27 protein-coding genes are annotated in these 26325 nt (G+C 73.8%); 8 read left to right on the forward strand and 19 right to left on the reverse strand.

The genetic code is table 11. The annotated features are described in order from the left end of the window. Positions 1-57: 57 nt before the first annotated feature. From AB0M16_RS25520 to AB0M16_RS25530, 3 genes are read left to right on the forward strand one after another with little or no spacing between them, the layout of a single operon-like run. Positions 58-474 (forward strand): hypothetical protein, encoded by a 417-nt coding sequence (locus AB0M16_RS25520; protein ID WP_365346705.1) that lies wholly within the window; start codon positions 58-60, stop codon positions 472-474. Further along, the gene (locus AB0M16_RS25525; RefSeq protein ID WP_365346707.1) at positions 462-3092 is read left to right on the forward strand and encodes an ATP-binding cassette domain-containing protein; all 2631 of its coding nucleotides are present in this window, start codon (positions 462-464) and stop codon (positions 3090-3092) included. Before AB0M16_RS25520 ends, AB0M16_RS25525 begins: the two co-directional genes overlap by 13 nt. Beyond that, a complete protein-coding gene (locus AB0M16_RS25530) occupies positions 3089-3751 on the forward strand; it encodes an ATP-binding cassette domain-containing protein (RefSeq protein ID WP_365346709.1) in 663 nt (220 codons plus the stop codon). The genes AB0M16_RS25525 and AB0M16_RS25530 overlap by 4 nt, the downstream gene beginning before the upstream one ends. Here AB0M16_RS25530 and AB0M16_RS25535 read toward each other — a convergent pair. Continuing rightward, positions 3748-4293, reverse strand: a complete 546-nt coding sequence (locus tag AB0M16_RS25535) for a transglycosylase family protein (RefSeq protein WP_365346711.1) — start codon at positions 4291-4293, stop codon at positions 3748-3750. The genes AB0M16_RS25530 and AB0M16_RS25535 overlap by 4 nt on opposite strands. 204 nt (positions 4294-4497) lie before the next feature. Between AB0M16_RS25535 and AB0M16_RS25540 the strand changes: the two genes are divergently transcribed. Both AB0M16_RS25540 and AB0M16_RS25545 read left to right on the forward strand, forming a co-directional pair. After that, positions 4498-5280 (forward strand): hypothetical protein, encoded by a 783-nt coding sequence (locus tag AB0M16_RS25540; RefSeq protein WP_365346713.1) that lies wholly within the window; start codon positions 4498-4500, stop codon positions 5278-5280. A gap of 128 nt (positions 5281-5408) precedes the next feature. Further along, the gene (locus AB0M16_RS25545) at positions 5409-5693 is read left to right on the forward strand and encodes a hypothetical protein (protein WP_365346715.1); all 285 of its coding nucleotides are present in this window, start codon (positions 5409-5411) and stop codon (positions 5691-5693) included. An 86-nt stretch (positions 5694-5779) separates the two neighbouring features. On the opposite strand, the gene der is transcribed toward AB0M16_RS25545, so the two are convergent. The 5 genes from der to aroH form a co-directional block, all read right to left on the reverse strand. Beyond that, the gene (gene der / locus AB0M16_RS25550; RefSeq protein WP_365346717.1) at positions 5780-7228 is read right to left on the reverse strand and encodes a ribosome biogenesis GTPase Der; all 1449 of its coding nucleotides are present in this window, start codon (positions 7226-7228) and stop codon (positions 5780-5782) included. A gap of 69 nt (positions 7229-7297) precedes the next feature. Then, on the reverse strand, positions 7298-7942 hold the full coding sequence (locus tag AB0M16_RS25555) for a lysophospholipid acyltransferase family protein (protein WP_365346719.1): 645 nt from the start codon (positions 7940-7942) through the stop codon (positions 7298-7300). Then, positions 7939-8613 (reverse strand): (d)CMP kinase, encoded by a 675-nt coding sequence (cmk, locus tag AB0M16_RS25560; RefSeq protein WP_365346721.1) that lies wholly within the window; start codon positions 8611-8613, stop codon positions 7939-7941. Before cmk ends, AB0M16_RS25555 begins: the two co-directional genes overlap by 4 nt. Positions 8614-8784: 171 nt before the next feature. After that, positions 8785-9873 (reverse strand): prephenate dehydrogenase, encoded by a 1089-nt coding sequence (locus tag AB0M16_RS25565; RefSeq protein ID WP_365346723.1) that lies wholly within the window; start codon positions 9871-9873, stop codon positions 8785-8787. Continuing rightward, entirely contained in the window at positions 9870-10232 is a 363-nt protein-coding gene (gene aroH, locus AB0M16_RS25570; RefSeq protein ID WP_365346725.1) for a chorismate mutase, read from the reverse strand. The genes AB0M16_RS25565 and aroH overlap by 4 nt, the downstream gene beginning before the upstream one ends. 210 nt (positions 10233-10442) lie before the next feature. On the opposite strand from aroH, the gene AB0M16_RS25575 reads away from it, so the two are divergent. The 3 genes from AB0M16_RS25575 (at position 10443) to AB0M16_RS25585 (ending at position 12235) form a co-directional block, all read left to right on the forward strand. Continuing rightward, a complete protein-coding gene (locus tag AB0M16_RS25575; protein ID WP_365346727.1) occupies positions 10443-10778 on the forward strand; it encodes a DUF952 domain-containing protein in 336 nt (111 codons plus the stop codon). A 46-nt stretch (positions 10779-10824) separates the two neighbouring features. Continuing rightward, positions 10825-11334: a Rieske 2Fe-2S domain-containing protein gene (locus AB0M16_RS25580; RefSeq protein WP_365346729.1), complete on the forward strand. Its 510-nt coding sequence runs from the start codon at positions 10825-10827 to the stop codon at positions 11332-11334. Positions 11335-11488: 154 nt separating this feature from the next. Continuing rightward, positions 11489-12235 carry a nucleotidyltransferase domain-containing protein gene (locus AB0M16_RS25585; RefSeq protein ID WP_365346731.1) on the forward strand — a complete coding sequence of 249 codons (747 nt, stop codon included), beginning with the start codon at positions 11489-11491 and terminating at the stop codon, positions 12233-12235. Here the strand turns inward: AB0M16_RS25585 and AB0M16_RS25590 are convergent. From AB0M16_RS25590 to AB0M16_RS25650, 13 genes are all read right to left on the reverse strand, one after another. Then, positions 12158-12973, reverse strand: a complete 816-nt coding sequence (locus tag AB0M16_RS25590) for a nucleotidyltransferase domain-containing protein (protein WP_365346733.1) — start codon at positions 12971-12973, stop codon at positions 12158-12160. The genes AB0M16_RS25585 and AB0M16_RS25590 overlap by 78 nt on opposite strands. A gap of 3 nt (positions 12974-12976) precedes the next feature. After that, positions 12977-14005, reverse strand: a complete 1029-nt coding sequence (locus AB0M16_RS25595; RefSeq protein WP_365346735.1) for an ADP-ribosylglycohydrolase family protein — start codon at positions 14003-14005, stop codon at positions 12977-12979. Then, complete coding sequence (locus tag AB0M16_RS25600; protein ID WP_365346737.1) at positions 14002-14742, reverse strand: NUDIX domain-containing protein; 741 nt, start codon at positions 14740-14742, stop codon at positions 14002-14004. The genes AB0M16_RS25595 and AB0M16_RS25600 overlap by 4 nt, the downstream gene beginning before the upstream one ends. Continuing rightward, positions 14739-15818 carry an AAA family ATPase gene (locus AB0M16_RS25605; RefSeq protein ID WP_365346739.1) on the reverse strand — a complete coding sequence of 360 codons (1080 nt, stop codon included), beginning with the start codon at positions 15816-15818 and terminating at the stop codon, positions 14739-14741. Before AB0M16_RS25605 ends, AB0M16_RS25600 begins: the two co-directional genes overlap by 4 nt. Beyond that, positions 15815-16465 (reverse strand): nicotinamide riboside transporter PnuC, encoded by a 651-nt coding sequence (gene pnuC / locus AB0M16_RS25610; RefSeq protein ID WP_365346741.1) that lies wholly within the window; start codon positions 16463-16465, stop codon positions 15815-15817. The genes AB0M16_RS25605 and pnuC overlap by 4 nt, the downstream gene beginning before the upstream one ends. 124 nt (positions 16466-16589) lie before the next feature. Beyond that, the gene (locus tag AB0M16_RS25615) at positions 16590-17708 is read right to left on the reverse strand and encodes a pseudouridine synthase (protein WP_365346743.1); all 1119 of its coding nucleotides are present in this window, start codon (positions 17706-17708) and stop codon (positions 16590-16592) included. Next, positions 17708-18271 (reverse strand): SMC-Scp complex subunit ScpB, encoded by a 564-nt coding sequence (scpB, locus tag AB0M16_RS25620; protein WP_365346795.1) that lies wholly within the window; start codon positions 18269-18271, stop codon positions 17708-17710. Before scpB ends, AB0M16_RS25615 begins: the two co-directional genes overlap by 1 nt. A gap of 32 nt (positions 18272-18303) precedes the next feature. Further along, on the reverse strand, positions 18304-19785 hold the full coding sequence (locus tag AB0M16_RS25625) for a ScpA family protein (protein WP_365346745.1): 1482 nt from the start codon (positions 19783-19785) through the stop codon (positions 18304-18306). A gap of 45 nt (positions 19786-19830) precedes the next feature. Further along, the gene (locus tag AB0M16_RS25630) at positions 19831-20346 is read right to left on the reverse strand and encodes a hypothetical protein (RefSeq protein WP_365346747.1); all 516 of its coding nucleotides are present in this window, start codon (positions 20344-20346) and stop codon (positions 19831-19833) included. Continuing rightward, the gene (locus tag AB0M16_RS25635) at positions 20331-21356 is read right to left on the reverse strand and encodes a ParA family protein (RefSeq protein WP_365346797.1); all 1026 of its coding nucleotides are present in this window, start codon (positions 21354-21356) and stop codon (positions 20331-20333) included. Before AB0M16_RS25635 ends, AB0M16_RS25630 begins: the two co-directional genes overlap by 16 nt. Positions 21357-21806: 450 nt before the next feature. After that, positions 21807-22922, reverse strand: a complete 1116-nt coding sequence (gene ald / locus AB0M16_RS25640) for an alanine dehydrogenase (protein ID WP_365346749.1) — start codon at positions 22920-22922, stop codon at positions 21807-21809. Positions 22923-23125: 203 nt separating this feature from the next. Then, entirely contained in the window at positions 23126-25117 is a 1992-nt protein-coding gene (locus AB0M16_RS25645) for a tetratricopeptide repeat protein (protein ID WP_365346751.1), read from the reverse strand. 508 nt (positions 25118-25625) lie between these two features. Then, the gene (locus AB0M16_RS25650) at positions 25626-26252 is read right to left on the reverse strand and encodes an NUDIX hydrolase (RefSeq protein ID WP_365346753.1); all 627 of its coding nucleotides are present in this window, start codon (positions 26250-26252) and stop codon (positions 25626-25628) included. Positions 26253-26325: the final 73 nt, after the last annotated feature.

Raw genomic sequence — 26325 nt, forward strand, 5'->3', positions numbered from 1 at the left:
GGTGTGCCGCTTCGGGGCATAGTGCAAGGAAGGGGACGAAAGGCGGGTGAGGCCCCCGTGCCGTCGACATCGCGGATTCTCCTGTGGGCCGGTCTCGCGGCGGCCTTCGGGGGCGCGGTGCTGTGCGCGGCGGGCTGGTACGGGATCTCCGGCGAGCGCTTCGCCGAGCGCCAGCTCCCCTATCTGGCGTCGTGCACGGTGCCGGGAGCGGCACTGATCGTGGCGGGAGCGGTGCTCTCCGTGGGCGCGGTGCTGGCCGGGGCGAAGGAGGCCCGCACTGCGGCACCCGCCCCCGAGCCGGCCGGCACCGGCCCGCCGGAAGCCCCGTCCTCGGACGCCCCGCCCCTGCGGGCGCCGGGCGGGACGCTGGCGCACCGCCCGGACTGCCCGCTGATCGTGGGGAAACCGGAGGCGGTCCCGGTCGGGGACGCCGAACTCGCGCCGTGCCCGGTGTGTGAGCCGTGGCCTCGCTGACCTACGACCTCACGCTCGCCGGTCTCGCCGTCGGCAGTGCGGCGGCGCTCACCGGCATCGGACTGATCGTCACCTACCGGGCGACGGGCGTCCTCAACCTGGCGCACGGCGCGATCGCCATGGTCTGCGCGTACGTGCTGCGCCAACTGGTCGTCGAGTGGGGCTGGCCGCTGCCGCTCGGGGCGCTCGTCACGCTGCTCGTGGTCGCGCCGGGCATCGGCCTCGTCCTCGACCGGGCGGTGTTCCGGCCGCTGGCGTTGGCCGGCGCGGGCGCGGCGCAGACCCTGGTCGCCTCGATCGGCGTGTTCGTGCTGCTGGTCGGCGCGGCGGCACTGATCTGGGGCGGCGACGCCCGCGCGGACGCGCCCGTGCTCGTGGGTGACGACCCGTGGGCCCAGCTCGCCGTGGTGGTGGCGCTGGCCTGCCTGGTGGGGGCGGTGACGCGGTGGACGCGGTTCGGCCGGGAGCTGCGGGCGGTGGTGGACAACCGCCCGCTCGCCGTCCTGTCCGGCATCCCGGCGGACCGGGTGTCGGCGGCGGGCTGGGCGTTCGGGTCCTTCACCGCGGGCCTCACGGGCGTCCTCATCGCACCGTACGTACGGCTCGACCCGTACGGGATGCCGCTGCTCGTGGTGGAGGTGATCGCGGTCGCCGTGCTGGCCCGGATGCGGAGCCTGCCGGTGGCGATCGGGGCGGCGCTCGCGATCGGCGTGGCCCAGGCCCAGCTGACCCGGCTCCACCCGGGGGGCTGGGGCGGCGAACTGGTCCAGGCGGCCGCGGCGAACCTGTTCGTGCTCGCGCTGCTCGTGGCCGCGCTGGTCCTGCCGGGCATGGGCTCCGACGACACGCTGCCACCCCCGAGGGCGGCCCCGCGGGTCCCGGCGTCGGTGTGGCTGGTGGCGGGCCTGCTGTTCCTGCTCCCGCTGGGATTCGCGGGTGACGACCTGACGACGGCCGTGCAGATCCCGGCGCTCGCGGTGATCCTCCTCTCGCTGGTGGTGGTCTCGGGCCGCGGCGGCCAGATCACGCTGGGGCAGGCGGCGTACGCGGGCCTGGGCGCCCTGTTCACGGCCCTGCTGGCGGCGGCGGGCCTGCCGGAGCTCCTGGCGCTCGTGCTGGCCGTGGCGTGCGTGGCGCCGCTGGGCCTGCTGACCGGCTGGCCGGCGATCCGCCGGCACGGGCTGGCGCTGGCGCTGGCGACGCTCGCGGTGGGCGTGGCGGTGAGCCGCTTCGTCTTCGCGCAGCCGTACGCGACGGCGGGCGTGACCCTGGACCGCCCGAGCGGCCTGGAGCAGGACCGCCCCTACTACGTCCTGGAACTGGTGGTCCTGACGTGCTGTCTGCTCCTGGTCGCCACCCTGCGCCGGGGCCGTACGGGCCGGGCGCTGGCCGCCCTGCGCGACCACGAACGGGGCGCGGAGGCGGCGGGCGTCCGCGTGGCAGGCCTGAAGCTCCTGGTCTTCGTCCTGGGCGCGGCCCTGGCGGCCCTGGGCGGCGGCCTGCTGGGCATGGGCGTCCGCGCCTTCGATCCGGACGCCTTCGACCCGGTCCGCGGCCTCCTCTGGTTCGCCGCGGTCCTGACCCTGGGCGCCGACACCCTCCTCACCCCCCTGGCGGCCGCGACCCTCCTGGTCGCCCTGGACGCCGGCACCCACGCGGGCGTGGCGGTGGCCCTGATCGGTGTGCTGGCCGCCCTGACGGGCCGCGTCCCGCCCCTCCTGACGGCCCTCCTCCCGAAGGCCCGCCCACCGTCCGCCCCGGCGACGGACCGCCGCCGGCACCGGGCGAAACCCGCCGCCCCGACGGAACGCCGAGCGCACACCAACACTCACCGGCCCCCGGCCGCCGACGCAGCCACTTCCATGGCCCGCGCGAAACCCGCCGCCCCGACCGAAGGCCAGGGGCACCCCCACCTGCCCGCCGCCACCGACGCGGGCGCCACCCGCCCCCCGACGCTCAGCGCTCACCGCCTCACCCTCACCTACCCCGGCGGCCTCACCGCTCTCGACCGCGTCGACCTGGAGCTCCGGGCGGGTGAGGTGACCGCCGTCGTCGGGCCCAACGGCGCGGGGAAGAGCACCCTCTTCGACTGTCTCGCCGGCACCCTGCGGCCCACCTCCGGCCGCGTCGCCCTCCACGGCGTCGACATCACGGCGCGCCCCGCGCACACCCGCCACCGGCTCGGGATCGCCCGGACGTTCCAGCAGCTCGCGGTGTTCCCGTCGCTCACCGTCGAGGAGAACGTCCGCGTCGGCGCCAGGAGCGCGGCGGCCGAGCCGGTCGAGCAGGCGCTCCGCCTCTTCGGGCTCGCCGGCGCGGCGCGGCACCGCGCCGCGGCCGGGCTGCCGACGGGGACGCTGCGCCGGGTCGAGCTGGCCCGTGCCCTGGCGGGCGCTCCGCACACGCTGCTGCTCGACGAGCCCGCCGCGGGGCTCGACGCGGACGAGACCGCCGCCCTCGCCCGTGTCCTCGCCGCGCTCGCCGCCGACGGCCTGACCGTGCTCGTCGTCGAGCACGACCCCGACCTCGTCGCGGGCATCGCCCACACCGTGCACACCATGGAGGGCGGCCGCATCGTCTCCCGGGCCTCCCGGACCGGGCCGGGGGCCGCGCCGTGACCGCCGAGATCGCGCTCCGCCGCGCCCGGGTCCGCTACGGCCCCCTGGAGGCCCTGCACGGCCTCGACCTCGTCCTGCCCGCCGGCACCGTCACCGTCCTCCTGGGCCGCAACGGCTCCGGCCGCACCACCGCCCTGCGCGCCCTCGCCGGTACGGTGCCGCTGGCCGCCGGGCGGGTGGTCTGGCGGGGTGCGGACGTCACCCGGCTGCCCGCCCACGAGCGCGCCCGGCGCGGGCTGTGCTTCGTACCGGACCTGCGGGCCGTGTACGCGACCCTCACCGTCGCCGAGAACCTGGACCTGGCCGCGCCCGGCCGCCGGGACGCGGCCCTCGCCGCGTACCCGGAGCTCGCCCGGCTGCTCGCGCGCCCCGCGGGAACGCTGTCCGGCGGGGAGCGCCGGATGCTGGCGCTCACCCGGGCGCTGCTCTCCCCGGCCCGCGTGGTCCTGGTCGACGAGCCGTCCCTCGGCCTGTCGCCGGCGGTGGCCGCCCGCACGTACGGACTGCTCGCCGCCCTCACCCGGCCACCCCGCTCCGCGGCGGTCGTGCTGGCCGAGCAGCGGGTCCCGCACGGGCTGCCGCCGGGCTCGCTGGCGTACCGGCTGAGCCGTGGCTCCCTCGCCGGCGCCGGCGAGATCACGGCCGGCGGCGCACCCTAGAGCGGCGAGATGCGCAGCATCGTGCCGACGACCAGCCGGTTCGGGTCCGGCCCGATCGCCGCCTTGTTGGCCGCGTACAGCGTCCGCCAGCCGCCCCGGACCGCGAAGCGCCGGGCGATCGCGCTGAGCGTGTCGCCGGGCTGCACCACGTGCGCGCGCCCGCTCAGGCCGTACCGCCGTGAGCAGACCGGCCAGGCCCCCCAGCCCTGCACCCGCAGCACGTTCTCGGCGACCGTGATCTGCTGCGCCCGGGTCGCCAGGTCGGCGCGCTTCGCGTACCGGCGGCCGCCGAACTCATCCCAGGTGGGCTGCCAGAACTGCAACCCCCCGTAGAAGCCGTTCCCCGTGTTGGCGCGCCAGTCCCCGCTGCTCTCGCACGCGGCGACGCACCCCCACGGCCACTGGTCCTTCACGCACGCCTCGACGGGCGTGGGGGCCGCGGGCGCCGCGGGGGCCGCCGCGGCGCTCCCGGTCAGGCCCTGCGGGAGCAGCGCCGCGGCCAGCACGACGGCACCGGCCGTCCAAGATCGGATCTTCGACATCGGGGCAGGCTAGGCAGCGTCCCCGGGGCCCGGCCCCGTGCCGCGCGGAAACAGCGTTCACATCCCACCCGTCCGGAGTCATGGACCTGTGACCCAAGTTGTCCGCCCGGACGCGTTACCCGGGCCGATCCTTCCCCGTTGAACTCGGCATGAGACGACCGGGAACCGCCCGGCGTCGCACGCGAAGAGTCCAGGGAGTCCCCCGTGCCGCGCATGCTCGACGTCAGCGAGGACGTACGCGCCGAGATCGGCGACGAAGAAGCCGACCGGCTGCTGGCCGGCGAGAACGCCCCGGGCAGCTACGACTGCACCTCGTGCCGTACGCCGGGCAACTCCGAGCAGGAGCGGACCAGCACGGTGCTGTTCGTCGGCGACGAGACGGCCGTGCTCGCCTTCGCCCACGCCACCTGCATCCCGTCCCAGGTCGTCCGGGTCGCCGAGGAGCAACTGCAGGGCGCCGTCGCCTCGATCACGGCGGCCGACGCCGTCGACTCCCTCTCCGCCGCCCACCCCGAGCAGGCGGTCCTGGGCGTCACGAGCGGTCTGGTCCTGATCGACGGCGAGCTGCACCCGGCGCTCGTGGTGGAGCCGACCGCACCGGTCGCCCGTCCCGGCTCGGACGGTCTGACGGATGAGTTCCTGCCGCTCCTGGTCGAGCAGGGCTTCCAGCCCGTCGCCGACGTCAACGAGAAGCCCGCGCCGCTGCCCGGCTGGTCGGTGCTGGTGGCCATGGGCCAGCTGCACTCGGTGCTCCAGCCCGGTACGGGCGGCACGGGCCAGGCCGCCTGGTGGCAGGCGCACCAGCCGCTGCAGGTCACCGAGGGCTGGCGGGCCGCGGCCAACAAGTCGCACACGGTCCTGGTCTTCGCCGCCCCGGTCGGCTCCATCGGCCAGCAGCCCCGCGAGGACCTGCTGCGCGACGCCCTGGAGAAGGCCGCGGCCAACGGACGGCTGGTGGCCGCGGCGATGCCGCTGGCCGGCACGTGACGGACCACGCGCGTCCCGGCTTAGGGCCGGGACGCGCCCCGGGGGTGCCGACCGTTCCGCGGCCCCGGCGCGCTCCTCTTTCCGAGGGCCGCCCGCATCCCACGGACGGCGGGGTCGTTGGCACATACGTGCACGCATACGACCCTTTCCGCCAGCAGCAACCGAGTCCCGCCCCGATCCCGGCCATGCGCCCGGCGCAGGACGTCTCGGGGGGACTCTCGGCGACGCCGATCTACGACGCCCTGTACTCCGAGTTCCGGCGGTCGTTCCGCACGTTGCCGGGTGATCGCAGCGGCGAGGAGGAGCTGAGCTTCCGGTCCTTCGGCACCGCGGTGACGAGCGGGCACCGTCACGCGGGCAGGGGATGGACATCGGCCTACGCGCTGCCGCCGGGGCCGAGGAGCAGTCTGTAGAACGGCCGAGGGCCGGGGCGACGAAGCCCCGGCCCTCGGCCGTTCGCAGATGCGGGACGGATGCCCGACAGCGGCTGCCCTTCCCGCTACTTCTTCTTGCCGCGCTTCTCGCGCACGCGCACCGAGATGTGGATCGGGGTGCCCTCGAAGCCGAACTCCTCGCGGAGGCGGCGCTCGACGAAGCGACGGTAGCCCGCCTCCAGGAAGCCGGAGGCGAAGAGCACGAAGCGCGGCGGCTTGGTGCCCGCCTGCGTACCGAACAGGATGCGGGGCTGCTTGCCGCCGCGGATCGGGTGCGGGTGGGCGGCGACGAGCTCGCCGAGGAAGGCGTTGAGCCGGCCGGTGGGGACGCGGGTCTCCCAGCCGGCGAGGGCGGTCTCGATCGCCGGGACCAGCTTCTCCATGTGGCGGCCGGTCTTCGCGGAGACGTTGACCCGGGGCGCCCAGGAGACCTGCTGCATCTCGGTCTCGATCTCGCGCTCCAGGTAGTAGCGGCGCTCCTCGTCGAGCTCGTCCCACTTGTTGTAGGCGATGACGATCGCGCGGCCGGACTCGACGGCCATCGTGATGATGCGCTGGTCCTGGACCGAGATCTTGTCGGTGGTGTCGATGAGGATGACGGCCACCTCGGCCTTCTCGACGGCGGCGGCCGTGCGCAGGGAGGCGTAGTAGTCCGCGCCCTCCTGGAGGTGGACCTTCTTGCGGATGCCCGCGGTGTCCACGAACTTCCAGGTCTTGCCGCCGAGCTCGATCAGCTCGTCGACCGGGTCGCGGGTGGTGCCGGCCAGCTCGTTGACGACGACGCGCTCCTCGCCGGCGACCTTGTTGAGCAGGGAGGACTTGCCCACGTTGGGGCGGCCGATCAGGGCGATGCGGCGCGGGCCGCCGACCGCGTTGCCGAAGCGCTGCTCCGGGGCGTCGGGCAGGGCCTTCAGGACCTCGTCGAGCAGGTCGCCGGTACCGCGGCCGTGCAGCGAGGAGACGGGGAACGGCTCGCCGAGGCCCAGGGACCACAGCATGGCGGCGTCGGCCTCGCCGGACTGCCCGTCGACCTTGTTGGCGGCGAGGACGACCGGCTTGCCCGCACGGCGGAGCAGCCGGACGACGGCCTCGTCGGTGTCGGTGGCGCCGACGGTGGCGTCCACGACGAACAGGCAGGCGTCGGCGGCCTCGATGGCGTACTCGGCCTGGGCGGCGACGGAGGCGTCGATGCCGAGGACGTCCTGCTCCCAGCCGCCGGTGTCGACGACCTTGAAGCGGCGGCCGGCCCACTCGGCCTCGTAGGTGACGCGGTCGCGGGTGACGCCCGGGCGGTCCTCGACGACGGCCTCGCGGCGGCCGATGATGCGGTTCACCAGGGTCGACTTGCCGACGTTCGGGCGGCCGACGACGGCGAGGACGGGCAGCGGGCCGTGCCCGGCCTCCTCGATCGCGCCCTCGACGTCCTCGAGGTCGAAGCCCTCTTCCGCGGCGAGCTCCATGAACTCCGCGTACTCGGCGTCGCCAAGTGCCCCGTGGTCGTGCTGGTCGTTCATGAAGTCCGTTCCTCGATCATTCGTGGTCGGTGGGTCCCCGTCGCCGGGGCCCACTACTGAGAGTGTCGCTCAGCGCCCGGTGAGACGCCTGGCGTTTTTCAGGTGGTCGGTGAGCCGCTCCTGGATGCGGACCGTCGCCTCGTCCAGCGCCTTGCGGGTGCGCCGGCCGCTGCCGTCGCCGGCCTCGAAGGCGTCGCCGAAGACGACGTCGACGCTGCTGCGCAACCGGGGCAGCGCCTTGACCAACCGTCCGGGCCGGTCGGTGCTTCCCAGCACCGCCACGGGGACGATCGGGGCGCCGCTGCGGACGGCGAAGTAGGCGAGGCCGGACCGGAGGGAGGCGAAGTCGCCCTCGCCCCGGGTGCCCTCGGGGAAGATCCCGAGGACGCCGCCGTGCTCCAGGACCGCGAGGGCGTTGCCTATCGCGGTGCGGTCGGTGGAGTGCCGGTCCACCTTGAGCTGCCCGATGCCCTCCAGGAAGGCGCCCAGCGGCCCGACGAACGCTTCCTTCTTGATGAGGAAGTGCACGGGTCGCGGGGCGGTGCCCATGAGCATGGGGCCGTCGATGTTGTGCGCGTGGTTGACGGCGAGGATGACGGGGCCGGAGGCCGGCACCCGCCAGGCGCCGAGGACGCGCGGCTTCCAGAGGCCGTACATCAGACCGATGCCGATGCCACGGCCGACGGCGGCGCCCCGCTCGGAGGGCTGGGTCACTTGGCGGCCGTCCGCTTCTCCTCCACCAGGGTGACGACGCACTCGATGACCTGGTCGAGGGTGAGCTCGGTGGTGTCGACCTCGACGGCGTCGTCGGCCTTGGCGAGCGGGGAGGTCTTGCGGCTGGAGTCGGCCGCGTCCCGCTTGATCAGGGCCTGCTGGGTGGCGTGCACGTCCGCGCCCTTGAGCTCGCCGGAGCGGCGGGCGGCGCGGGCCTCCGGCGAGGCGGTCAGGAAGATCTTGAGGTCGGCGTCGGGCAGGACGGTGGTGCCGATGTCCCGGCCCTCGACGACGATGCCCTGCTCGGCGCCCTTGGCGATGGACCGCTGCAGCTCCGTGATCAGGGTGCGCACCTCGGGGACGGCGCTGACGGCGCTGACCTTGGAGGTGACCTCCTCGGTACGGATCGGGCCGGCGGCGTCGACGCCGTCGACGGTGATGGTCGGCCTGAGCGGGTCGGTGCCGGACACGATGACGGGCTTGGCGGCGGCGTTGGCGACCGCGTCGGCGTCCTGGACGTCGACGCCGTTGCTGATCATCCACCACGTGATGGCCCGGTACTGGGCCCCGGTGTCGAGGTAGCTCAGCCCCAGCTTGGCGGCAACCGCCTTCGAGGTGCTCGACTTGCCCGTGCCGGAGGGGCCGTCGATGGCGACGATCACGGTTTCCACGGTGGGGAACGCCTTCCTGGGGGGAGCGGGAGGTCCCGGCGGACGTGCGGGGACCCCCACAAGGTTACCGAGTCCGCCGCACCCGTTCGGCCCAGCGCCCCGCTCCGCCCGCCCGGACGCCCGCCCGCACCTCTCGACCCGTCCGGCAACGGGCCTCCGCCCCGCCCGGCGTCAGCTCGTGCGCAGCGCCCAGCCCCGCTCCCGCAGGGCCTCCGCGAGGACCGGGGCGGCCTTCGGCTCGACCATCAGCTGGACCAGACCCGCCTGCTGCCCGGTCGCGTGCTCGATGCGGACGTCCTCGATGTTGACGCCCGCGCGACCGGCGTCCGCGAAGATGCGGGCGAGCTCGCCGGGCTGGTCGCTGATGAGGACGGCGACGGTCTCGTACGCGGTGGGAGCGGCGCCGTGCTTGCCGGGGACGCGCGCGCGGCCGGCGTTGCCGCGGCGCAGGACGTCCTCGACGCCCGACGCGCCGGCCAGGCGCTCGGCGTCGTCCTCGGACTCCAGCGAGCGCAGCGCCCGTACGGTCTCGTCCAGGTCGGCCGCCACGCCGGCGAGGACGTCGGCGACGGGGCCCGGGTTGGCGGAGAGGATCTCGACCCACATGCGCGGGTCGGAGGCCGCGATCCGGGTGACGTCGCGGATGCCCTGACCGCAGAGCCGTACCGCCGTCTCGTCCGCCGCCTCCAGCCGCGCCGCGACCATCGACGACACGAGCTGCGGGGTGTGGGAGACCAGCGCGACCGCGCGGTCGTGGGCGTCGGCGTCCATGACGACGGGGACGGCCCGGCACAGGGCGACCAGCTCCAGGGCCAGGTTGAGGACCTCGGTGTCGGTGTCCCGGGTGGGGGTGAGGACCCACGGGCGGCCCTCGAAGAGGTCGGCGGTGGCGGCCAGCGGGCCGGAGCGCTCCTTGCCGGACATGGGGTGCGTGCCGATGTACGCGGTGAGGTCGAGGCCCATGTCGAGCAGCTCCCGCTCGGGGCCGCCCTTGACGCTCGCCACGTCCAGGTAGCCGCGGCCGAGTCCGGCCCCGATCGCCTCGGCGAGGGTGCCGGCGACGTGCGCGGGCGGTACGGCGACGATCACGAGGTCCACCGGACCGTCGGGCGTCTCGTCCGTGCCGGCGCCGAGCGCGGCGGCCGTACGGGCCCGGGCGGGGTCGTGGTCGCGCAGGTGGACGGTGACGCCGCGCCCGGCGAGGGCGAGCGCCGCCGAGGTGCCGATCAGGCCGGTGCCGATGACGAGGGCGGTTCTCACTGGGCGATGTCCTTGCGCAGGGCGGCCGCGGCTCCGAGGTAGACGTGCGCGATCCGGGACTTGGGCAGATCCGACTCGACGTGCGCGAGGAGCCGTACGACCCTCGGCATGGCGCCCGCTATGTCGAGCTCCTGCGCGCAGATCAGGGGGACGTCCACGATCCCGATGCGGCGGGCCGCCACGGCGGGGAAGTCGCTGTGCAGGTCCGGCGTGGCCGTGAACCAGATGCTGATGAGGTCGTCCGCACTCAGCCCGTTGCGTTCGAGGACGGCGGTGAGCAGCTCCTCGACCTGCTCGTGCATGTGGCCGGCCTCGTCCCGCTCCAGCTGGACGGCGCCTCGGACCGCTCGTACCGCCACCTCGTCACTCCTTCGTCGCCTGCGTCGTGCTCCGTCGGCCAGCCTAGTCAGCCGTACGGAGTCGTCGTCGCGGCGCCCGCCCTCCGAGACGGGCGGGCGGTCCGGCTCGGCCGGGGGCCGGGCGATCCCGGCGCCGCCCTGTCACCCGGACCGACTCGTTCCGCCATTCGGGGGAGGGCGGGGACGGGGGCGCGGGGTACAACTGTCGGCATGTTGCTGCACGTCGTACCGCTGGCCGAATGGTCCGCCGACCCCGAGCTCCCCTACGCCCCGGCCTCGCTCGCCGCCGAGGGCTTCGTCCACTGCTCGCCCGACGGGCCCGCGGCCCTCGCCATCGCCGACGGGCACTACCGGGACGTGCCGGGGCCGCTCCTGGTCCTGGTGATCGACGAGGCGCGGCTCTCCGGCGAGGTCCGCTGGGAGGGCTCGCAGGACCAGCTGTTCCCGCACGTGTACGGGCCGATCGAGCGGGTGGCGGTCACGGCGGTCCTGGAGGTACGGCGGGACGCGGACGGCCGTGCGAGGGAGCTGGCGCCCTGGGCGTAGGCGTGTTGCGGCGCGTCGGGCGGGGAGCCCGCCCAAGCTGGTCGGCATGACTGCTGACGTCCTGCCCCGCCCGTCCCGCCGAGCGACGCTCATCGCCGGCACGGTCCTCGTCACCGGCTGCGGTTCCGACGGATCGGACACGTCGAAGGAGAGCCCGTCCCCCGCGACACCGACGGCTGCCTCCCCCTCGGCGGCCTCGCAGACGCCGGCGCCCTCGCGGACCCCGTCCTCCCCGGCCGCCTCCTCGGGCCCCCCGGCGCTCGCGAAGACCTCCGACATCCCGGTCGGCGGCGGCACCGTCTTCAAGGACGAGAAGGTCGTGGTCACGCAGCCCGCGCAGGGCGACTTCAAGGCCTTCTCGGCGGTCTGCACCCACCAGGGCTGCCTGGTGAACAAGGTGGCGGACGGCACGATCGACTGCCCCTGTCACGGCTCCAAGTACCGGATCACCGACGGCTCGGTGGTGGCGGGCCCGGCGCCCCGCCCGCTGCCGGCCGAGAAGATCGACGTCACGTCGGGAACGATCACCCTGGCCCAGGTCGCGTCCGGACAGTAGCGCAGTCCGCCCCCAGGGCGGGGCTCGCGGCGAGCGTGCGTGCCGGGGGTCGCGAGCCGGGCGGACTTCACGGACACGGCCTGGGGACGTGCGGAAGTCCCGTGCGGTGCGGGTGCTGCGCGGGACCTTCGCGACACCCCCTAGCCTGTCGCGCATGACTCCTGAGGAACTGGTGCGCGACCACACGATCTACTCCTGTGTCATGGGGTCGCGCGCGTTCGGTCTGGCGACCGAGGGCAGCGACACCGACCGCCGGGGCGTCTACCTCGCCCCCACCCCGCTGTTCTGGCGCTTCGACAAGCCGCCGGCCCATGTGGAGGGCCCGGCCGACGAGCAGTTCAGCTGGGAGCTGGAACGCTTCTGCGAGCTCGCCCTGCGCAACAACCCGAACGTCCTGGAGTGCCTCCACTCCCCCGTGGTCGAGCACGCCGACGCCCTGGGCCGCGAGCTGCTGTCCCTGCGCGGGGCCTTCCTGTCCCGCCAGGCCCACAGCACCTTCGTCCGCTACGCGGGCGGCCAGCGCCGCAAGCTGGACGCGGACGTGCGCCAGTACGGCGCCCCGCGCTGGAAGCACGCGATGCACCTGCTGCGTCTGCTGACCAGCTGCCGCGACCTGCTGCGCAGCGGCGAGCTCCGCATCGACGTCGGCGAGGAGCGCGACCGCCTGCTCGCGGTCAAGCGCGGCGAGGTGTCCTGGCCGGAGGTCGAGTCCTGGATGAACCGCCTCCAGGACGAGGCCGACCTCGCCCACACCACCGCTCCCCTCCCCGAGGCCCCGGACCACGCCCGCGTCGAGGACTTCCTCGTCCGCGCCCGCCGCGCCTCAGTGCTGCGCCTGCTGGAGTCGGACCCGCACGACGAGATCGTGCAGCGCGTGGAGAGCGCCGGGCTCGCCGGCTAGCCGGGAAGCGGCCTGCGCCAGGTCCAGGACCTCGTGCAAGCGCTCCACCTCCTCCCGTACGGCCTCCGGAGCCGCCTCCGCCGCCCCGTGCTCGGCGGCCTCCTTGGCCGCGACGAGTTCGGGCAGCCGGGCCGGCGCCTCGGGCACCTCGGCCGCGAGCGTGGGCAGATGGGCCTGGACCTCGCCGGACCGCATGAGGTGGATGCCGGTCAGCAGCGCCCGGTAGGTGTAGAGCAGCGGCTTGAGCTCGCCGCTGGTCTCGTACAGGCGCCACTGGGTGCCCGCGAAGCCGCGGTAGTGGTGGGCGTGGTGCGAGGTGACCACGCCGGGCACGAGCGCGCGCAGCTCGGCGTGCGCGGCGGTGGTGTGGGCGACCAGCGGCGAGGTCAGCTGTTCGAGGACGTAGCCGTTGCGCCGGAGCATGAGCCGGACGAACTTCCGCAGGTCGTGCGTCACCAGGTCCATCTCGACCCCGTCCCGGTCCCACATCCGGGTTCGGGTCTCCTCGGGGTCACGCAGCCCGACGAGCTCCTCGACGGGCAGCAGGTGAACGCCCCGGAGGTCCACGTCCGAGTCACGGGAGGGGAAGCCGTAGAGGTGGGCGCCGGAGACGGTCGCGAAGAGGAGCGGATCGGGCTCCTCGGCGACGACGGCCGAGAGGTCGAGCCCGGTGAGGCCGGGGAGCCCGGTGAGGCCGGGGAGGCCGGGGAGGCCGGAGGGTTCGGTGCGGTGTGGCATGGTTCACGCGTCCCAGAGCGCGCCGAAGGCGAGCAGTTCGTCGCGGTGCTCGATGCGGTCGGTCCACTCCTTCGGCCAGGCTTCCGCGCCCAGGTGGGCCCCGGCGAAGGCGCCGGCGAGGGCGGCGATGGAGTCGGAGTCGCCGCGCGTGCAGGCGGCCCGGCGGAGGGCCGTCAGGGGCTCGTCGGGGAACAGCAGGAAGCTGAGGAGGGCGGTGGCCAGGGCCTCCTCGGCGATCCAGCCGTCGCCGGTGTACTCGCAGGGGTCGCGCTCCGGGTCGGCGGTGCGCTGGACGGCGTCCAGACGCTCCAGGACCGCCAGGCACTCGTCCCAGCCGCGCCGGATGAAGTGCGCGGCGTCGGGGTCCTGGGAGCGGGTCCACAGGTCGCCGAGCCAGCGCTCGTCGTAGCGGGAGCGGTGGTCCAGGGCGTACGAGCGGAGCCGGCCGACCAGGCCGGTGGGGTCCGCGCCCTGGGCGAGCAGGTGCACGGCGTGTGCCGTCAGGTCGGAGGCCGCGAGGGCGGTGGGGTGGCCATGGGTCAGGGCGGACTGGAGCTGGGCGGCGCCGGACCGCTGCTCGTCCGTGAGGCCGGGTACGAGGCCGATGGGGGCGACACGCATGTTGGCGCCGCAGCCCTTGGAGTGGATCTGGCTGGCGTCCTGCCACAGGCGGTCGCTGTCGAGGAGCCGGCAGGCCACCAAGCAGGTGCGGCCGGGAGCCCGGTTGTTCTCCGGCGAGTGGTACCAGTCGACGTACTCCGACCGTACGGGCCGGGCCAGCCGCAGCGGGGCGAGCACGCCCCGGCCCATGGCGGTGCGGATGCCCCGCGCGAAGGCCAGGGCCATCTGGGTGTCGTCGGTGACGTACGCCGTGCCCCGGCTGGTCGGCAGCTCCATGGCGCGCCACGGCCCGCACTTCGCGAGGATCTGCGGCACGTCGTTGAACTCGGTGGGGAAGCCCAGCGCGTCGCCCAGCGCCAGCCCGAGCAGGGAGCCCGTCGCGGCCGCCTTCTTCGTCCCCCGTGTCGTCATTCCGTCCGTCCTTCCGGTCGCAGCAGCGGCGGGTGCAGGGCGGTCGCCTCGCCCGCCCGGTAGAGAGCGGCCGGTTTCCCGCGGCCGCCGGTGCGGCGCGGCGGTGCCTCGACCGGCCGGACGAAGCCGGGGGTGGCGAGGACCTTGCGCCGGAAGTTGGGGCGGTCGAGCGTGACGCCCCAGACCGTCTCGTAGACCTGCCGCAGCTCGCCGAGGGTGAACTCGGGCGGGCAGAAGGCGGTGGCGAGACAGGTGTACTCGAGCTTGGCGCCGACGCGTTCGCGGGCGTCGGCGAGGATCAGGTCGTGGTCGAAGGCGAGGTCGCGGACGTCCTCGTACGGCAGCCAGCGGGCCTGGGCCGCGTCGCCGCCGCCGCGCGGCTCGGGCAGGTCGGGGACGAGCGCCGTGAAGGCGACGGAGACGACCCGCATCCGGGGGTCGCGGCCCGGGTCGCTGTAGGTGCGCAGCTGTTCCAGGTGGAGCCGGGCGGCGGTGGTGTCCGACAGGCCGGTCTCCTCGGCGAGTTCGCGGCGCGCGGCCTGCTCGGCGGACTCGTCGGGCAGGACGAATCCACCGGGCAGGGCCCAGGCACCCGCGTAGGGCTCCTGCCCGCGCTCCACGAGCAGGACGTGCAGGCTTCCCTCGCGGACGGTGAGGACGGCGAGGTCGGCGGTGAGGGCGAAGGGCTCGAAGGCGTGCTTGTCGTAGCCCGACGGGTCGGGCAGTGCGGTGGTCATCTGCGTTCCGGGAGGGGGTCGGTGAACTGCCAGCCCTCGGCGAGCAGCGCGTCGACGGCGGCGACGGCCGTCGCGAGGCGCTCCTCGTGCGGGCCGGTGAGGACGACGGTCCTGCGGCCGGTGTGGGCGAGCTGGGTGAGGAACCGCGCGGTCATCCAGGGCCGCAGGTGCTCCCCGTCGCGCAGTCCGTCGTCCTCGAAGGGGACGCCCCGGTGGTCGGTGAGCAGCCAGAGGTGCTGTCGGCCGCGCGCGGCGATCTCGCCGGTGCCGGGGCTGGCGGTGCCCATGTAGCGCTCGTGCCAGATGGTGGTGGCGAAGGCGTCCGTGTCGCAGAAGAGGACCGGCGCGCCGTCGCGGGCGGCCTGCTCCTCCAGCTCGGCCTGGCGCAGGGCGATGACGGGGAAGTCGGCGGAGTGGAAGCTCACGTCGGACCAGCCGGCGCCGGGCCGCTCGGCGCGGAGCTCGGCGAGCTTGAGCTCGCTGTACTCGCGCCCGTACTCGGGCACGCAGCGGGTGCGGGCCCAGACGCCGCCGCGCCGCCGGTAGTGGTCGGCGAGTGCGAGCGCCATGGTGGTCGTCCCCGTGGACTCGGCGCCGAGGACGACGACCCGCCGGGTGAGCGCGGCCCGCACAGGCGCCTCCAGGTGCTCCCAGCAGGCGACGGGGTCGGCGCGGACGGCGGTCCCGGAGACGGGGTGGCGCAGCCGGTCGGGGTCGACGCACACGGACGCGGCGCCGAAGCGGCGGCCGAGTTCCTCCCCGTACGGCTCCGACGTGAAGACGGCGTCGACGGGCTCGGGCACGGCGGCCCGGAAGATCTTCATGTGGGCGTCCCAGACATCGGGGTCGTGGAGGTCGACGGGGACGTCGTCGACGGCACCGACGACGAGCGCGTCGGGGTGGATCTCCCGCATCCAGGCGACGCGGTCGGCGAGCGGGACGGACTCCACGGAGGAGGCGCAGACGAGCACGGTCAGGCGTTCGCACCGCTCGCGCGCGGTGCGGACGAGGTGGTGGTGGCCGGCGTGCGGCGGATAGAACTTGCCGAGGACCAGGCCGTGGCCGTAGCGGCTCATGCGCCGGCCTCCCGGAGGCGGAGGGAGCCGGCCAGGTCACGGCGCCAGTCCCGCAGCCCGACCGCGCACAGCGTCATGAAGCCGATGTACAGCAGGGAGGTCAGGTAGAGCTCCTTGTACGCGTACAGGGGCACGTAGACCACGTCGGCGGCGATCCAGAGCCACCAGGACTCCAGGCGCTTGCGGCACTGCCCGTAGGTGGCCATCAGGGAGAGGGCGGTGGTCAGGGCGTCCCAGAAGGGGACGGTCGAGTCCGTGGCACGGTCGAGGAGCAGGGTGAGGGCGAGGGTCCCCACCGCCCCCGCCGCCAGCAGCCAGGTCCACTCGGTGCGGCTGGTGCGCCGCACCGGGAGGGCGTCGGAGCCTGGTCCACCCCCGTGGGTCCAGGTCCACCAGCCGTAGGCGGCGAGGGCGATGAAGACGAACTGGAGGCCGGCGTCGGCGTAGAGCCCGCTCTGGGTGAAGAGCAGGACGAAGAAGAGGTTGTTGGCGATGCCGATGGGCCAGTTCGCGACGTGCTGGCGGGCGACGAGCCAGACGCAGAGCGCCCCGCTGCCGAAGCCCAGCACCTCGGTCCAGCTGACCGGGGTGTCGAGCAGGGTGAAGAGCGGCCGCTGCAGTGGTTCCAGGACGTTCGCGAGACTCATGCCCGCCTCCTTGAATCCTTAAGAGTCATCCTGACTATAAATGGCGGCGCGGGTCGACCACAAGTACGAAAAAGGCCCGTGACCGCCGGGTGTGGCGATCACGGGCCTTCGGGGCCGGAAAGGACTACAGGCCGACTTCCTTCATCAGCATGCCGACCTCGGTGTTGCTCAGGCGGCGCAGCCAGCCCGACTTCTGGTCGCCCAGGGTGATCGGGCCGAAGGCCGTGCGGACCAGCTTCTCCACCGGGAAGCCCGCCTCGGCGAGCATGCGGCGCACGATGTGCTTGCGGCCCTCGTGGAGCACGACCTCGACCAGGTAGTTCTTGCCGGTCTGCTCGACGACCCGGAAGTGGTCGGCGCGCGCGTAGCCGTCCTCCAGCTGGATGCCGTCCTTGAGCCGCTTGCCGACCTCACGGGGCAGCGGGCCGGTGACGGCGGCCAGGTAGGTCTTCTTCACGCCGTACTTCGGGTGGGTGAGACGGTGGGCCAGCTCGCCGTGATTGGTGAGCAGGATGATGCCCTCGGTCTCGGTGTCGAGCCGGCCGACGTGGAAGAGCCGGGTCTCGCGGTTGGTGACGTAGTCGCCGAGGCACTGGCGGCCGTCGGGGTCCTCCATGGTGGAGACGACACCGGCGGGCTTGTTCAGCGCGAAGAACTGGTACGACTGGGTCGCCACGGTCAGGCCGTCGACCTTGATCTCGTCCTTCGCGTCCACGCGGAGGCCCTGCTCGAGGACGATCTCGCCGTTGACCTCCACGCGGGCCTGCTCGATCAGCTCCTCGCAGGCGCGGCGGGAACCGTAGCCTGCGCGCGCCAGCACCTTCTGCAGGCGCTCACCCTCCTGCTCGGCGCCCGGGAAGGTCTTGGGGGTCTTGATCTCCGGCTTGTTCGCGTACCGCTCGCGGTTGCGCTCCTCCGCGCGGGCGTCGTACTCGCGGGAACGCGAGGGAGCGGTGCGGCCGCCGCCGCGCTTCGGGGACTGCTTGGGGCCGCCCTTGGCGCCGCCGCGGGCCGCGTCGCCGCGACCGCGCTTCGGGCCGTCGGACGGACGGCCGGCCATGCCGTCGACGTCGTAGCTGCGGTCCTCCGGGCGGGGGCGGCGCGGACGGCCGGCGCTCTGGCCGCCCTGGCCGCCCCGCTCGTCGCGGTTGTTGCCCGCGCCCCGGTAGTTGCCGCGGCCGCCGCTCTTGGCACCACGGCTCCCGCCGTTGTTTCCGCTGTTCCTGCCGCTGCTGCTTCGCATCAAACTTCCGTCGTCTCGTCTGCGTGATCTTCTGCGTCGGGGTCGAACGACGGAACTCCTTCCAGGCTGTCCGGCTCGACCGCCTCGGCCTCGGGGAGGAAGGGGGCGAGCTCGGGGAGTTCGTCCAGGCCGCGCAGGCCCATCCGCTCCAGGAAGTAGTTCGTCGTCCTGTACAGGATCGCACCTGTTTCGGGTTCCGCGCCCGCCTCCTCCACCAGACCCCGCTGGAGGAGGGTGCGCATGACGCCGTCGCAGTTCACCCCGCGGACGGCGGAGACCCGGGACCGGCTCACCGGCTGGCGGTACGCGACGACCGCGAGCGTCTCCAGGGCCGCCTGGGTGAGCCGGGCCTGCTGGCCGTCCAGGACGAAGGCCTCGACGGCGGAGGCGTACGCGGCGCGGGTGTAGAACCGCCAGCCGCCGGCGACCCGGCGCAGCTCGAAGCCGCGGCCCTGCACGGTGTACTCGTCGGCGAGCTCGCGCAGGGCGTCGCCGACCTCGCGCGGGCTGCTGTCGAGCACCTTGGCCAGGTGGGCCTCGGTGGCGGGCTCGTCGACGACCATGAGGACGGCTTCGAGCGCGGGCTTGAGATCGCTCACGGGGCGGCCTCCTGGTCTTCCGTGGCTTCCGGATCTTCCTGGCCTTCTTGGCCTTCTTGGCCTTCCTGGTCTTCTTGGCCTTCCTGGCCTTCCTGGCCTTCTTGGCCTTCTTGGCCTTCCTGGCCTTCTTGGTCTCCCTGGCCTTCTCGGTCTCCCTGGTCGAATTCGTCGGTCACGGCACCGGAGAGGTCCGCCTCCCCGCCGGTCCAGGACACGGTGAGGTCGCCTAGGGCGGTCTCCTGGTCGAGGGCGACCGCCTTCTCGCGGTAGAGCTCCAGGAGCGCGAGGAAGCGGGCGACGACGGTGAGGGTGTCGTCGGTGCCCTCGACGAGCTCGCGGAAGCTGAGCGTGCCGCGCCGGCGCAGCAGGGCGATCACGATCCCGGCCTGCTCGCGGACGCTCACGAGCGGGGCGTGGATGTGGTCGACGTACACCTGCGGCTCGGCCCTGGGCTGCATGGCCTTGACGGCGAGTCTGGCGAAGCCCTCGGCGCCGATCGAGATGACGACCTCGGGCAGCAGCTCGGCGTGGTGCGGTTCGAGGCCGACGGTGCGCGGGTGGCGCCGCCCCTCGGCCTCCCACCGCTCGGCGAAGATGTCGGCGATCTGCTTGTACGCGCGGTACTGCAGCAGCCGCGCGAACAGCAGGTCCCGCGCCTCCAGGAGCGCCAGGTCCGCCTCGTCCTCCACCTCGGCGGCCGGCAGCAGCCGGGCCGCCTTGAGGTCGAGCAGCGTCGCGGCGACCACCAGGAACTCGGTCGTCTGATCGAGGTCCCAGTCGGGCCCCATGGCGCGGATGTGCGCCATGAACTCGTCGGTGACCTTCGACAGCGCGACCTCGGTGACGTCCAGCCTGTGCTTGGCGATCAACTGCAGCAGGAGGTCGAACGGCCCCTCGAAGTTCGCGAGCCGCACGGTGAACCGCCCGTCGCCCGCCTCGGGCGCGGGCGGCACGGGGTCGTCGACGCCGGGAGCCTGGACCGCGGGAGCCCTGACCACGGCGGGTCCGGCTGAGGCTCGGCGTCCGGCTTCGGCCTCGACTTCCGCTGCGGCCTCGGCATCGGCTCCGGCCTTGTCCTCGGCTTCGGCTCCGGCTTCGGCTCCGGCCTCGGCTTCGGCTTCGGCCTTGTCCTCGGCTTCGGCCTTGTCCTCGGCTTCGGCCTTGTCCTCGGCTTCGGCTGCGGGAGCCGCCTCGGCAGGGGCCCCGGGGGTGGTCTGGGGGAGCAGCTCGGGCTCCGCCTCGGTCCCGGGGACGTCGACCGCCGGGGCTCGCCCCAGGACCTCCGCCGGCTGCTCAGGCGCCTCCGTACGCCGCTCCGGGGAGCTCGCGGCCACTGACGGGCCCGCGTGGCCCGCCGCAGCCGGCTCCGGCTCGGCGGCGGGCGCGGAGGGCGCCGGAGCGGCGGACGGGGACGCCCCCGGGCCGCGGCCCAGGAGGCGGCGGCGTGGGCGGGACGTTTCGTCAGGGGGTGGAGACATCGGGGTCCTGGTGGAGCGGGGGCGCGGCAGAGCCGCAGGCTACCCTCAGCGGCCGCGCAGGCGGCGCACGAGGATGCTCGCGTCGCCGCGGGACTCCAGGTCCGCCAGGACCACCGCGACCGCCTCGCGGACGATCCGGCCGCGGTCGACCGCGAGGCCGTGCTCGCCGCGCAGCACCAGGCGCGCGTGCTCCAGGTCCATCAGCTCCTCGGCGGAGACGTAGACCGTGATCTTCTCGTCGTGCCGCTCGCGCCCGCTCGGGCGCCGGTTGGTGGTGCGGCCGCCCCGCCGCCGCGCCTGGCCGGCGGGCGCGGCGGGAGCGGGGGCCTTCGCGGGAGCCTCCGGCTCGGTCGCGCGGGCCCGGGGCTCCGCCGCCTCCGAGTCCGCCGCGGCGTGCTCCGCGGAGCCCGGGCCTTCGGCCCCCGTCCCCGCCGCTGCCGCGGAGTCGCTCTCGCCCGCCGGCGCCGGCACGGTCCGGCGCGGTGAGGACGCCTGGAGCGCCATCCCCCCGGTCGTACGGAACAGTTCGTCGGCGCCGGGAAGACTCACTCGGCGTGACACCGGGCGAGCACCTCCCTGGCGAGCTGACGGTAGGCGGCGGCGCCCACGGAGTTGGACGCGTAGGTGGTGATGGGCTCGCCGGCGACCGTGGTCTCCGGGAAGCGGACCGTGCGCCCGATGACCGTGTGGTACACGTGGTCGTCGAAGGCCTCGACGACGCGCGCGAGCACCTCGCGCGAGTGCACCGTGCGCGAGTCGTACATCGTGGCGAGGATGCCGTCGAGCTCCAGGTCGGGGTTGAGCCGCTCCTGGACCTTCTCGATCGTCTCGGTGAGCAGCGCGACACCACGGAGCGCGAAGAACTCGCATTCCAGCGGCACGATGACCTTGTGAGCGGCCGTCAGGGCGTTCACGGTCAGCAGGCCCAGCGAGGGCTGACAGTCGATCACGATGTAGTCGTAGTCGTTCATCAGCGGCTTCAGCGCGCGCTGCAGCGTGGACTCGCGCGCGACCTCGGAGACCAGCTGGACCTCGGCCGCCGACAGGTCGATGTTGCTGGGCAGCAGGTCCATGTTGGGGACCGCGGTCTTGAGCAGCACCTCGTCCGCCGACATGCCCCGCTCCATGAGCAGGTTGTAGACGGTGAGGTCGAGCTCCATCGGGTTCACGCCGAGGCCGACCGACAGGGCGCCCTGCGGGTCGAAGTCGACGAGCAGGACCCGTCGTCCGTACTCCGCGAGCGCGGCACCCAGGTTGATGGTCGACGTGGTCTTGCCGACGCCGCCCTTCTGGTTGCACATCGCGATGATCTTCGCGGGGCCGTGGTCGGTCAGCGGGCCCGGGATCGGGAAGTACGGCAGGGGCCGCCCGGTGGGGCCGATCCGCTCGCGGCGCTGGCGGGCAGCGTCGGGTGCGAGGGTGGCCGCGTACTCCGGGTCGGGCTCGTACTCGGCGTCAGGGTCGTAGAAGTGCCCCTCGGGCACCTCGTCATAGGCGGCGAAGTGGGTGGACTCTCGGCCCATCTCGTTGCCGGCCGTGGCGTTCACGTGTAGGCCGTCCGTCATCTTCATCGTATGGGCTGGCGTCATGGGCTGGTGCGTCGCGAAGGTCCGCACCGCGACGGAGCCGATCGGGGCTCCTGGCTCCGCACCCCCGGGAGTAAATGTCGACTCATTCACAAGTCGTCTTACCTCCTTGGATGTGACCAGGAACATTTATCGATAGGTCAGCGTGGCACCATGCCGACGGTTGGCGACTCTATGGCGTGTCACCGCTCCGCAGCAACACAATCCGCCGGACCCGGCCCGATGTGTCGGCAACCGAACACCCCTCTGTCAAGGGTGCGCAGGCAGGGAACCGCACGTTTCAGGGCTGCGCGAAACGGTTAAAGAGTTACGTTCGAGGCGAGTTGACCGGGCGTCGGAACGTGGCCGGACACACATCGGGCCGGACCTTGCTCGACAAGGTCCGGCCCGATGCGTGAGGTTGACGACGGGGGTTGACACCGCCGCCTACGGGGGTCAGCCCAGCAGGGTGCTCAGCTCGAGGTGCTCGTAGCCGTGCGCCTCGGCGACCTCCTTGTAAACCACCTTGCCGTCATGGGTGTTGAGGCCCTTGGCGAGCGCGGCGTCGCGGCGCAGCGCCTCGACCCAGCCGTTGTTCGCCAGCGACACGATGTAGGGCAGCGTGGCGTTGGTGAGGGCGTAGGTGGAGGTGTTCGGGACCGCACCCGGCATGTTGGCGACGCAGTAGAAGACCGAGTTGTGGACCTGGAAGGTCGGCTCGGCGTGGGTGGTCGGGTGGGAGTCCTCGAAGCAGCCGCCCTGGTCGATGGCAATGTCGACAAGGACACTTCCGGGCTTCATCTTGGCGACGAGCTCGTTGGTGACCAGCTTCGGGGCCTTGGCGCCCGGGATGAGGACGGCACCGACGACGAGGTCGGCCTCGATGACGGCCTTCTCCAGCTCGAAGGCGTTGGAGACGATCGTCTTGACCTTCGTGCCGAAGATCTTGTCGGCCTCGCGGAGCTTGTTGATGTCCCGGTCCAGCAGGGTCACGTGGAAGCCCAGGCCGATGGCGATCTGCACGGCGTTCCAGCCGGAGACACCGCCGCCGATGACGACGCACTCGCCGGCGTGGGTGCCGGGGACGCCGCCGGGGAGCACGCCACGGCCGCCGGCCGAGCGCATCAGGTGGTAGGCGCCGACCTGCGGGGCCAGGCGGCCCGCGACCTCGGACATCGGGGCGAGCAGCGGGAGCGCGCGGTTCGCGGTCTCGACCGTCTCGTACGCGATGGCGGTGGTGCCGGACTCCAGGAGGGCGTCCGTGCACTCCTTGGAGGCGGCGAGGTGCAGGTAGGTGAAGAGGGTCTGGTCCTTGCGGAGGCGGTGGTACTCCTCCGCGATGGGCTCCTTGACCTTGAGCAGCAGGTCGGCGGTGGCCCAGACCTCGTCGGCGGTGGCCAGGATCTCGGCACCGGCGGAGACGTACTCCTCGTCCGTGATCGAGGATCCGACACCGGCGTTCTGCTCGATGAAGACCTGGTGGCCGTTGCGGACGAGCTCGTGGACACCGGCGGGGGTGATGGCCACGCGGAACTCGTTGTTCTTGACCTCGCGGGGGATGCCGACCTTCATCGTCGATCACGGTCCTTGAATCAGGGGATAAACGGGGGAGGAACTGCGGGTACTGCGGAGTGCTGCGCGGGCGGCCACGCCGGCGGAGAGGCCGACATAGCCATACATACCAGGATGCGCTGCGGCACACCGGGACAGACCGCGATCGAACGCGGCGCACCCAGTCTAATGAAGGAGTTCCCCCTGTCTAGCCTTTCAAAGTATTAATCTTCAGCAGAAGCACTGCGGATTTCGTAGGCGGAGGCGTCGGTTCCCAGCAGTCTCTCCGCAGCGGACCGGTGCAGCCGGGCAGCCGCCGGGTCGCCGAGCCGGTCGAGGGTGTCGGCCAGCCTGAGCTGCAGCGCCGCCTGGAGTCGTACGTCGCCCGCGCGGCGCGCCCACTCGACCGCCTCCTCGCAGGTCCGGAAGGCCTCGTCGGGGCGGCCCGCGTACTCCTGGACCCGGGCCGCCTCGCTCAACGCCCGTGCGTAGCCCGGGAGATCGGCCAGCCGCCGGTAGCCCGCGGCGGCGGCGCGCCAGTTCCGCAGGGCCTCCCCGTAACGCCCGGCATAGGTGTGCACCGCGCCGAGCCGGCCGTAGAGCCGGGCCTGGTCGGCGCGCTCGTCGCGCGCGAGGCGTTGCGCGAGGGCCCGCCCGTACCAGTCGCCGGCCCGCTGCCAGTCCCCCAGCTCCTGATAGGTCCCACCTACGGATTCCATTGCTCGACCCGTCGCGTACGGGTCATTTGCTGCCCTTCCGGCCTCCAAAGCCGACCGATATCGCAGCAGAGCGTCCTGGGAGCGGCCGGTCCGGGCGTCCAGGTCGGCCAGGTTCAGCAGGGCCGCGGCCCGCTCCCGGTGCAGCCCGCGACGCTCGGCGACGTCCAGGACGAGCTGGTGCAGCCCGTAGAGGTCGGGGGCGGCGGCCTCGGCACCCCGGTGCGCGGCGAGCGCCCGGACCAGGGCCGCGACCAGCCGCCGGGCCAGGGTGTCGAGCTCGCCGTCGGCGACGGCGAGCCGGGCCGCGGCCAGCAGCACGGGCCGCCGGCTCTCCAGCCAGGCGGCTGCGGTGGCCGCGTTCGGGAAGCGCAGGGCGCGCGGCAGCCCGGCGAGCTTGCGGCGGGCCGGGGAGCCCTCGGGTTCGGTGACGGCGCGGCTGGACTGCAGGAGCCGCACCGTCCGCTCCAGCATCCGGGCCCGGGCGAGTTGCACCTCGGCCGTGCGGTCCTGCTCCTCCAGCTCGGCCCGCAGCAGCGGCACGAGGTGTCCGGGCACCTCGTACTGTCCGTCCCCGCCGGGGATCTCCCGGGCGAGGCCGAGCGCGGCGAAGTCGGCGAGGGTGGTCGCGGCCGCGGAGACCGAGCAGCCGGCCAGCGCGGAGGCGGTGTGCGCGTCGGCCCGGCCGAGCGGCGCCAGGCACAGGTGTCGCAGTATCCGGGCGGCCGGCTGCGGCAGGGACGAGTGGACGAGGGTGAAGGCGCGGGTGACCGGGTCGCCGGTGAGGCCGCGCAGCCGCTTGGTGAGGTCGGCGACCGAGGCCTTCGGGCGGGCGGCGAGCCAGCCGCCGGCGAGCACGAGCGCGCCGGGCAGTCCGCCGCACTCCTCGGCCAGGCTCTCGGCGGCCTGCGGGTCGACCGTGACGCGGACGGAGCCGGTGAAGGAGGTGAGCAGTTCGATGGCCGACTTGGGGTCGAGGCCGCCGACGGTGCAGGGCCGGACGTCCGTGATGCCGGTGAGCGGACCGCGGGCCACACCGACGACCAGGGCGTCGGGGTTGTCCGGGAGCAGCGGCTCGACCTGCTCGGCGTCGGCGGCGTCGTCGAGGAGCAGCAGTGCCCTGCGGTCCGCGAAGGCCCCGCGGACCAGGGCGGTGAGCTCGTCCTCGGCGGCCCCGGGCGGCTCGGCGACGCCGAGCGCGGCGAGCAGCTCCTGGGCGGCCCGAGCGGTGGGGACGGGTTCGCCCCCGGGTTCGGCGAGCCGGGCCCGGAACACCCCGCCGGGGTAGCGGTCCGCGAGCGAGGCCACCAGCTCCTCGGCGAGCGCGGTCCGGCCGGAGCCGGGCTTGCCGGCGACGAGCAGGACCCGGGCGCGGGGCGCCTTGCGGCCGGTCAGGGTGTCGAGGCCGGTGCGTTCGATGTCCGCGCGGAGCGCTTTCAGCTCCCGCTGGCGGCCGTAGAACTGCGAGGCGCCGCCCGCTGCCACCGCCTGATCCGTCACGGGCCACGCTCCCGTCCACCTGCGCACGACGATCCCGCGGGGGGCTCCGCGGGGCGATCACGAGCGTAGTTCAGCGGGACCCGCCGACCGGGCGGAGCACGGCGGACAAATCCCCCGATCGGATCACTGGATTGTCTGACCGGCGCACTCCCCCGGCCGATGCGCCCCGCCACCGGCGGGGGCGCCCGCCCCTCCGTCCGGTCCGACAGCACGCGGCCCCCGCCCGCGGGGAGGCTCCCCACGCTTCGCCCGCGCCTCCGGTCCGTGAGCGGCCGGGCTTCGCGCCGGTCACCCGTGCCCCTCCGGCCGCGCGCCTCCGGTCCGTACGACCGCGGGCCCCGCCCCGTACGACCGCGCGCTTCCGGTCCGTACGACCGCGGGTCCAGCCGGTACGGCCATAGGTCCCGCCCCGTACGACCGCGGGCCCCGCCCCGTACGGCCGCATGCGCCGATCAGTACGAGGCGCCTCACCCGTACGGCCGCACGCGCCTCCCCCTCGCCGGGGTGCCTACGCCTGGTAGGGCCGGGCCGGCCACGGCGCGTCCGCCGGGCGCAGCGCGTCCAGGCCGTCGCCCGTCCGGGCGGCCGTCAGCGAGAGCACGCCGGTGACCAGGCAGGTGTTGTGCAGCTCGCCGGCGAGCACGCCCCGGACGAGTTCGGCCAGCGGCACCCGGGCCAGTTCCATGTCGGCCTCCTCGTCGGAGACCTGGTAGCGCTCGCCCTCCGCCTCGGACAGGTCGCGCGCCAGGAAGATCCGTACCGCCTCGTCGCAGCCGCCGGGGGTGGTGTACACGTCGGCGAGCACCCGCCAGTCCTCGGCCTTGACGTGCGCCTCCTCGTACAGCTCGCGCTGGGCGGCGTGCAGCGGGTTCTCGCCGGGTACGTCGAGCAGGCCGGCCGGGATCTCCCACAGCTTGTGCCGCACGGGGTGCCGGTACTGCTTGAGCAGCACGACGCGGTCCTGGTCGTCGAGGGCGACGACCGCGACCGAGCCGGGGTGGACCTGGTAGTCACGGCGGACGACCGAGCCGTCCGGCATCTCCACGTCGTCCGTGCGGACACTCGTCTTGGCGCCCTTGAAGGGGGTGGTGGTGGCGACGACCCGCCACTCCTCCGGGGTGTCCTGCACCTGCATGAGCTGTCCTCCCACGATGACCGCATACGAAAGCCGGGGTACGCGCCCCCGGAAGGGAACCCGTACCCCGGCA

This window comes from Streptomyces sp. NPDC051921 (genome assembly GCF_040680975.1).
Taxonomy (GTDB): domain Bacteria; phylum Actinomycetota; class Actinomycetes; order Streptomycetales; family Streptomycetaceae; genus Streptomyces.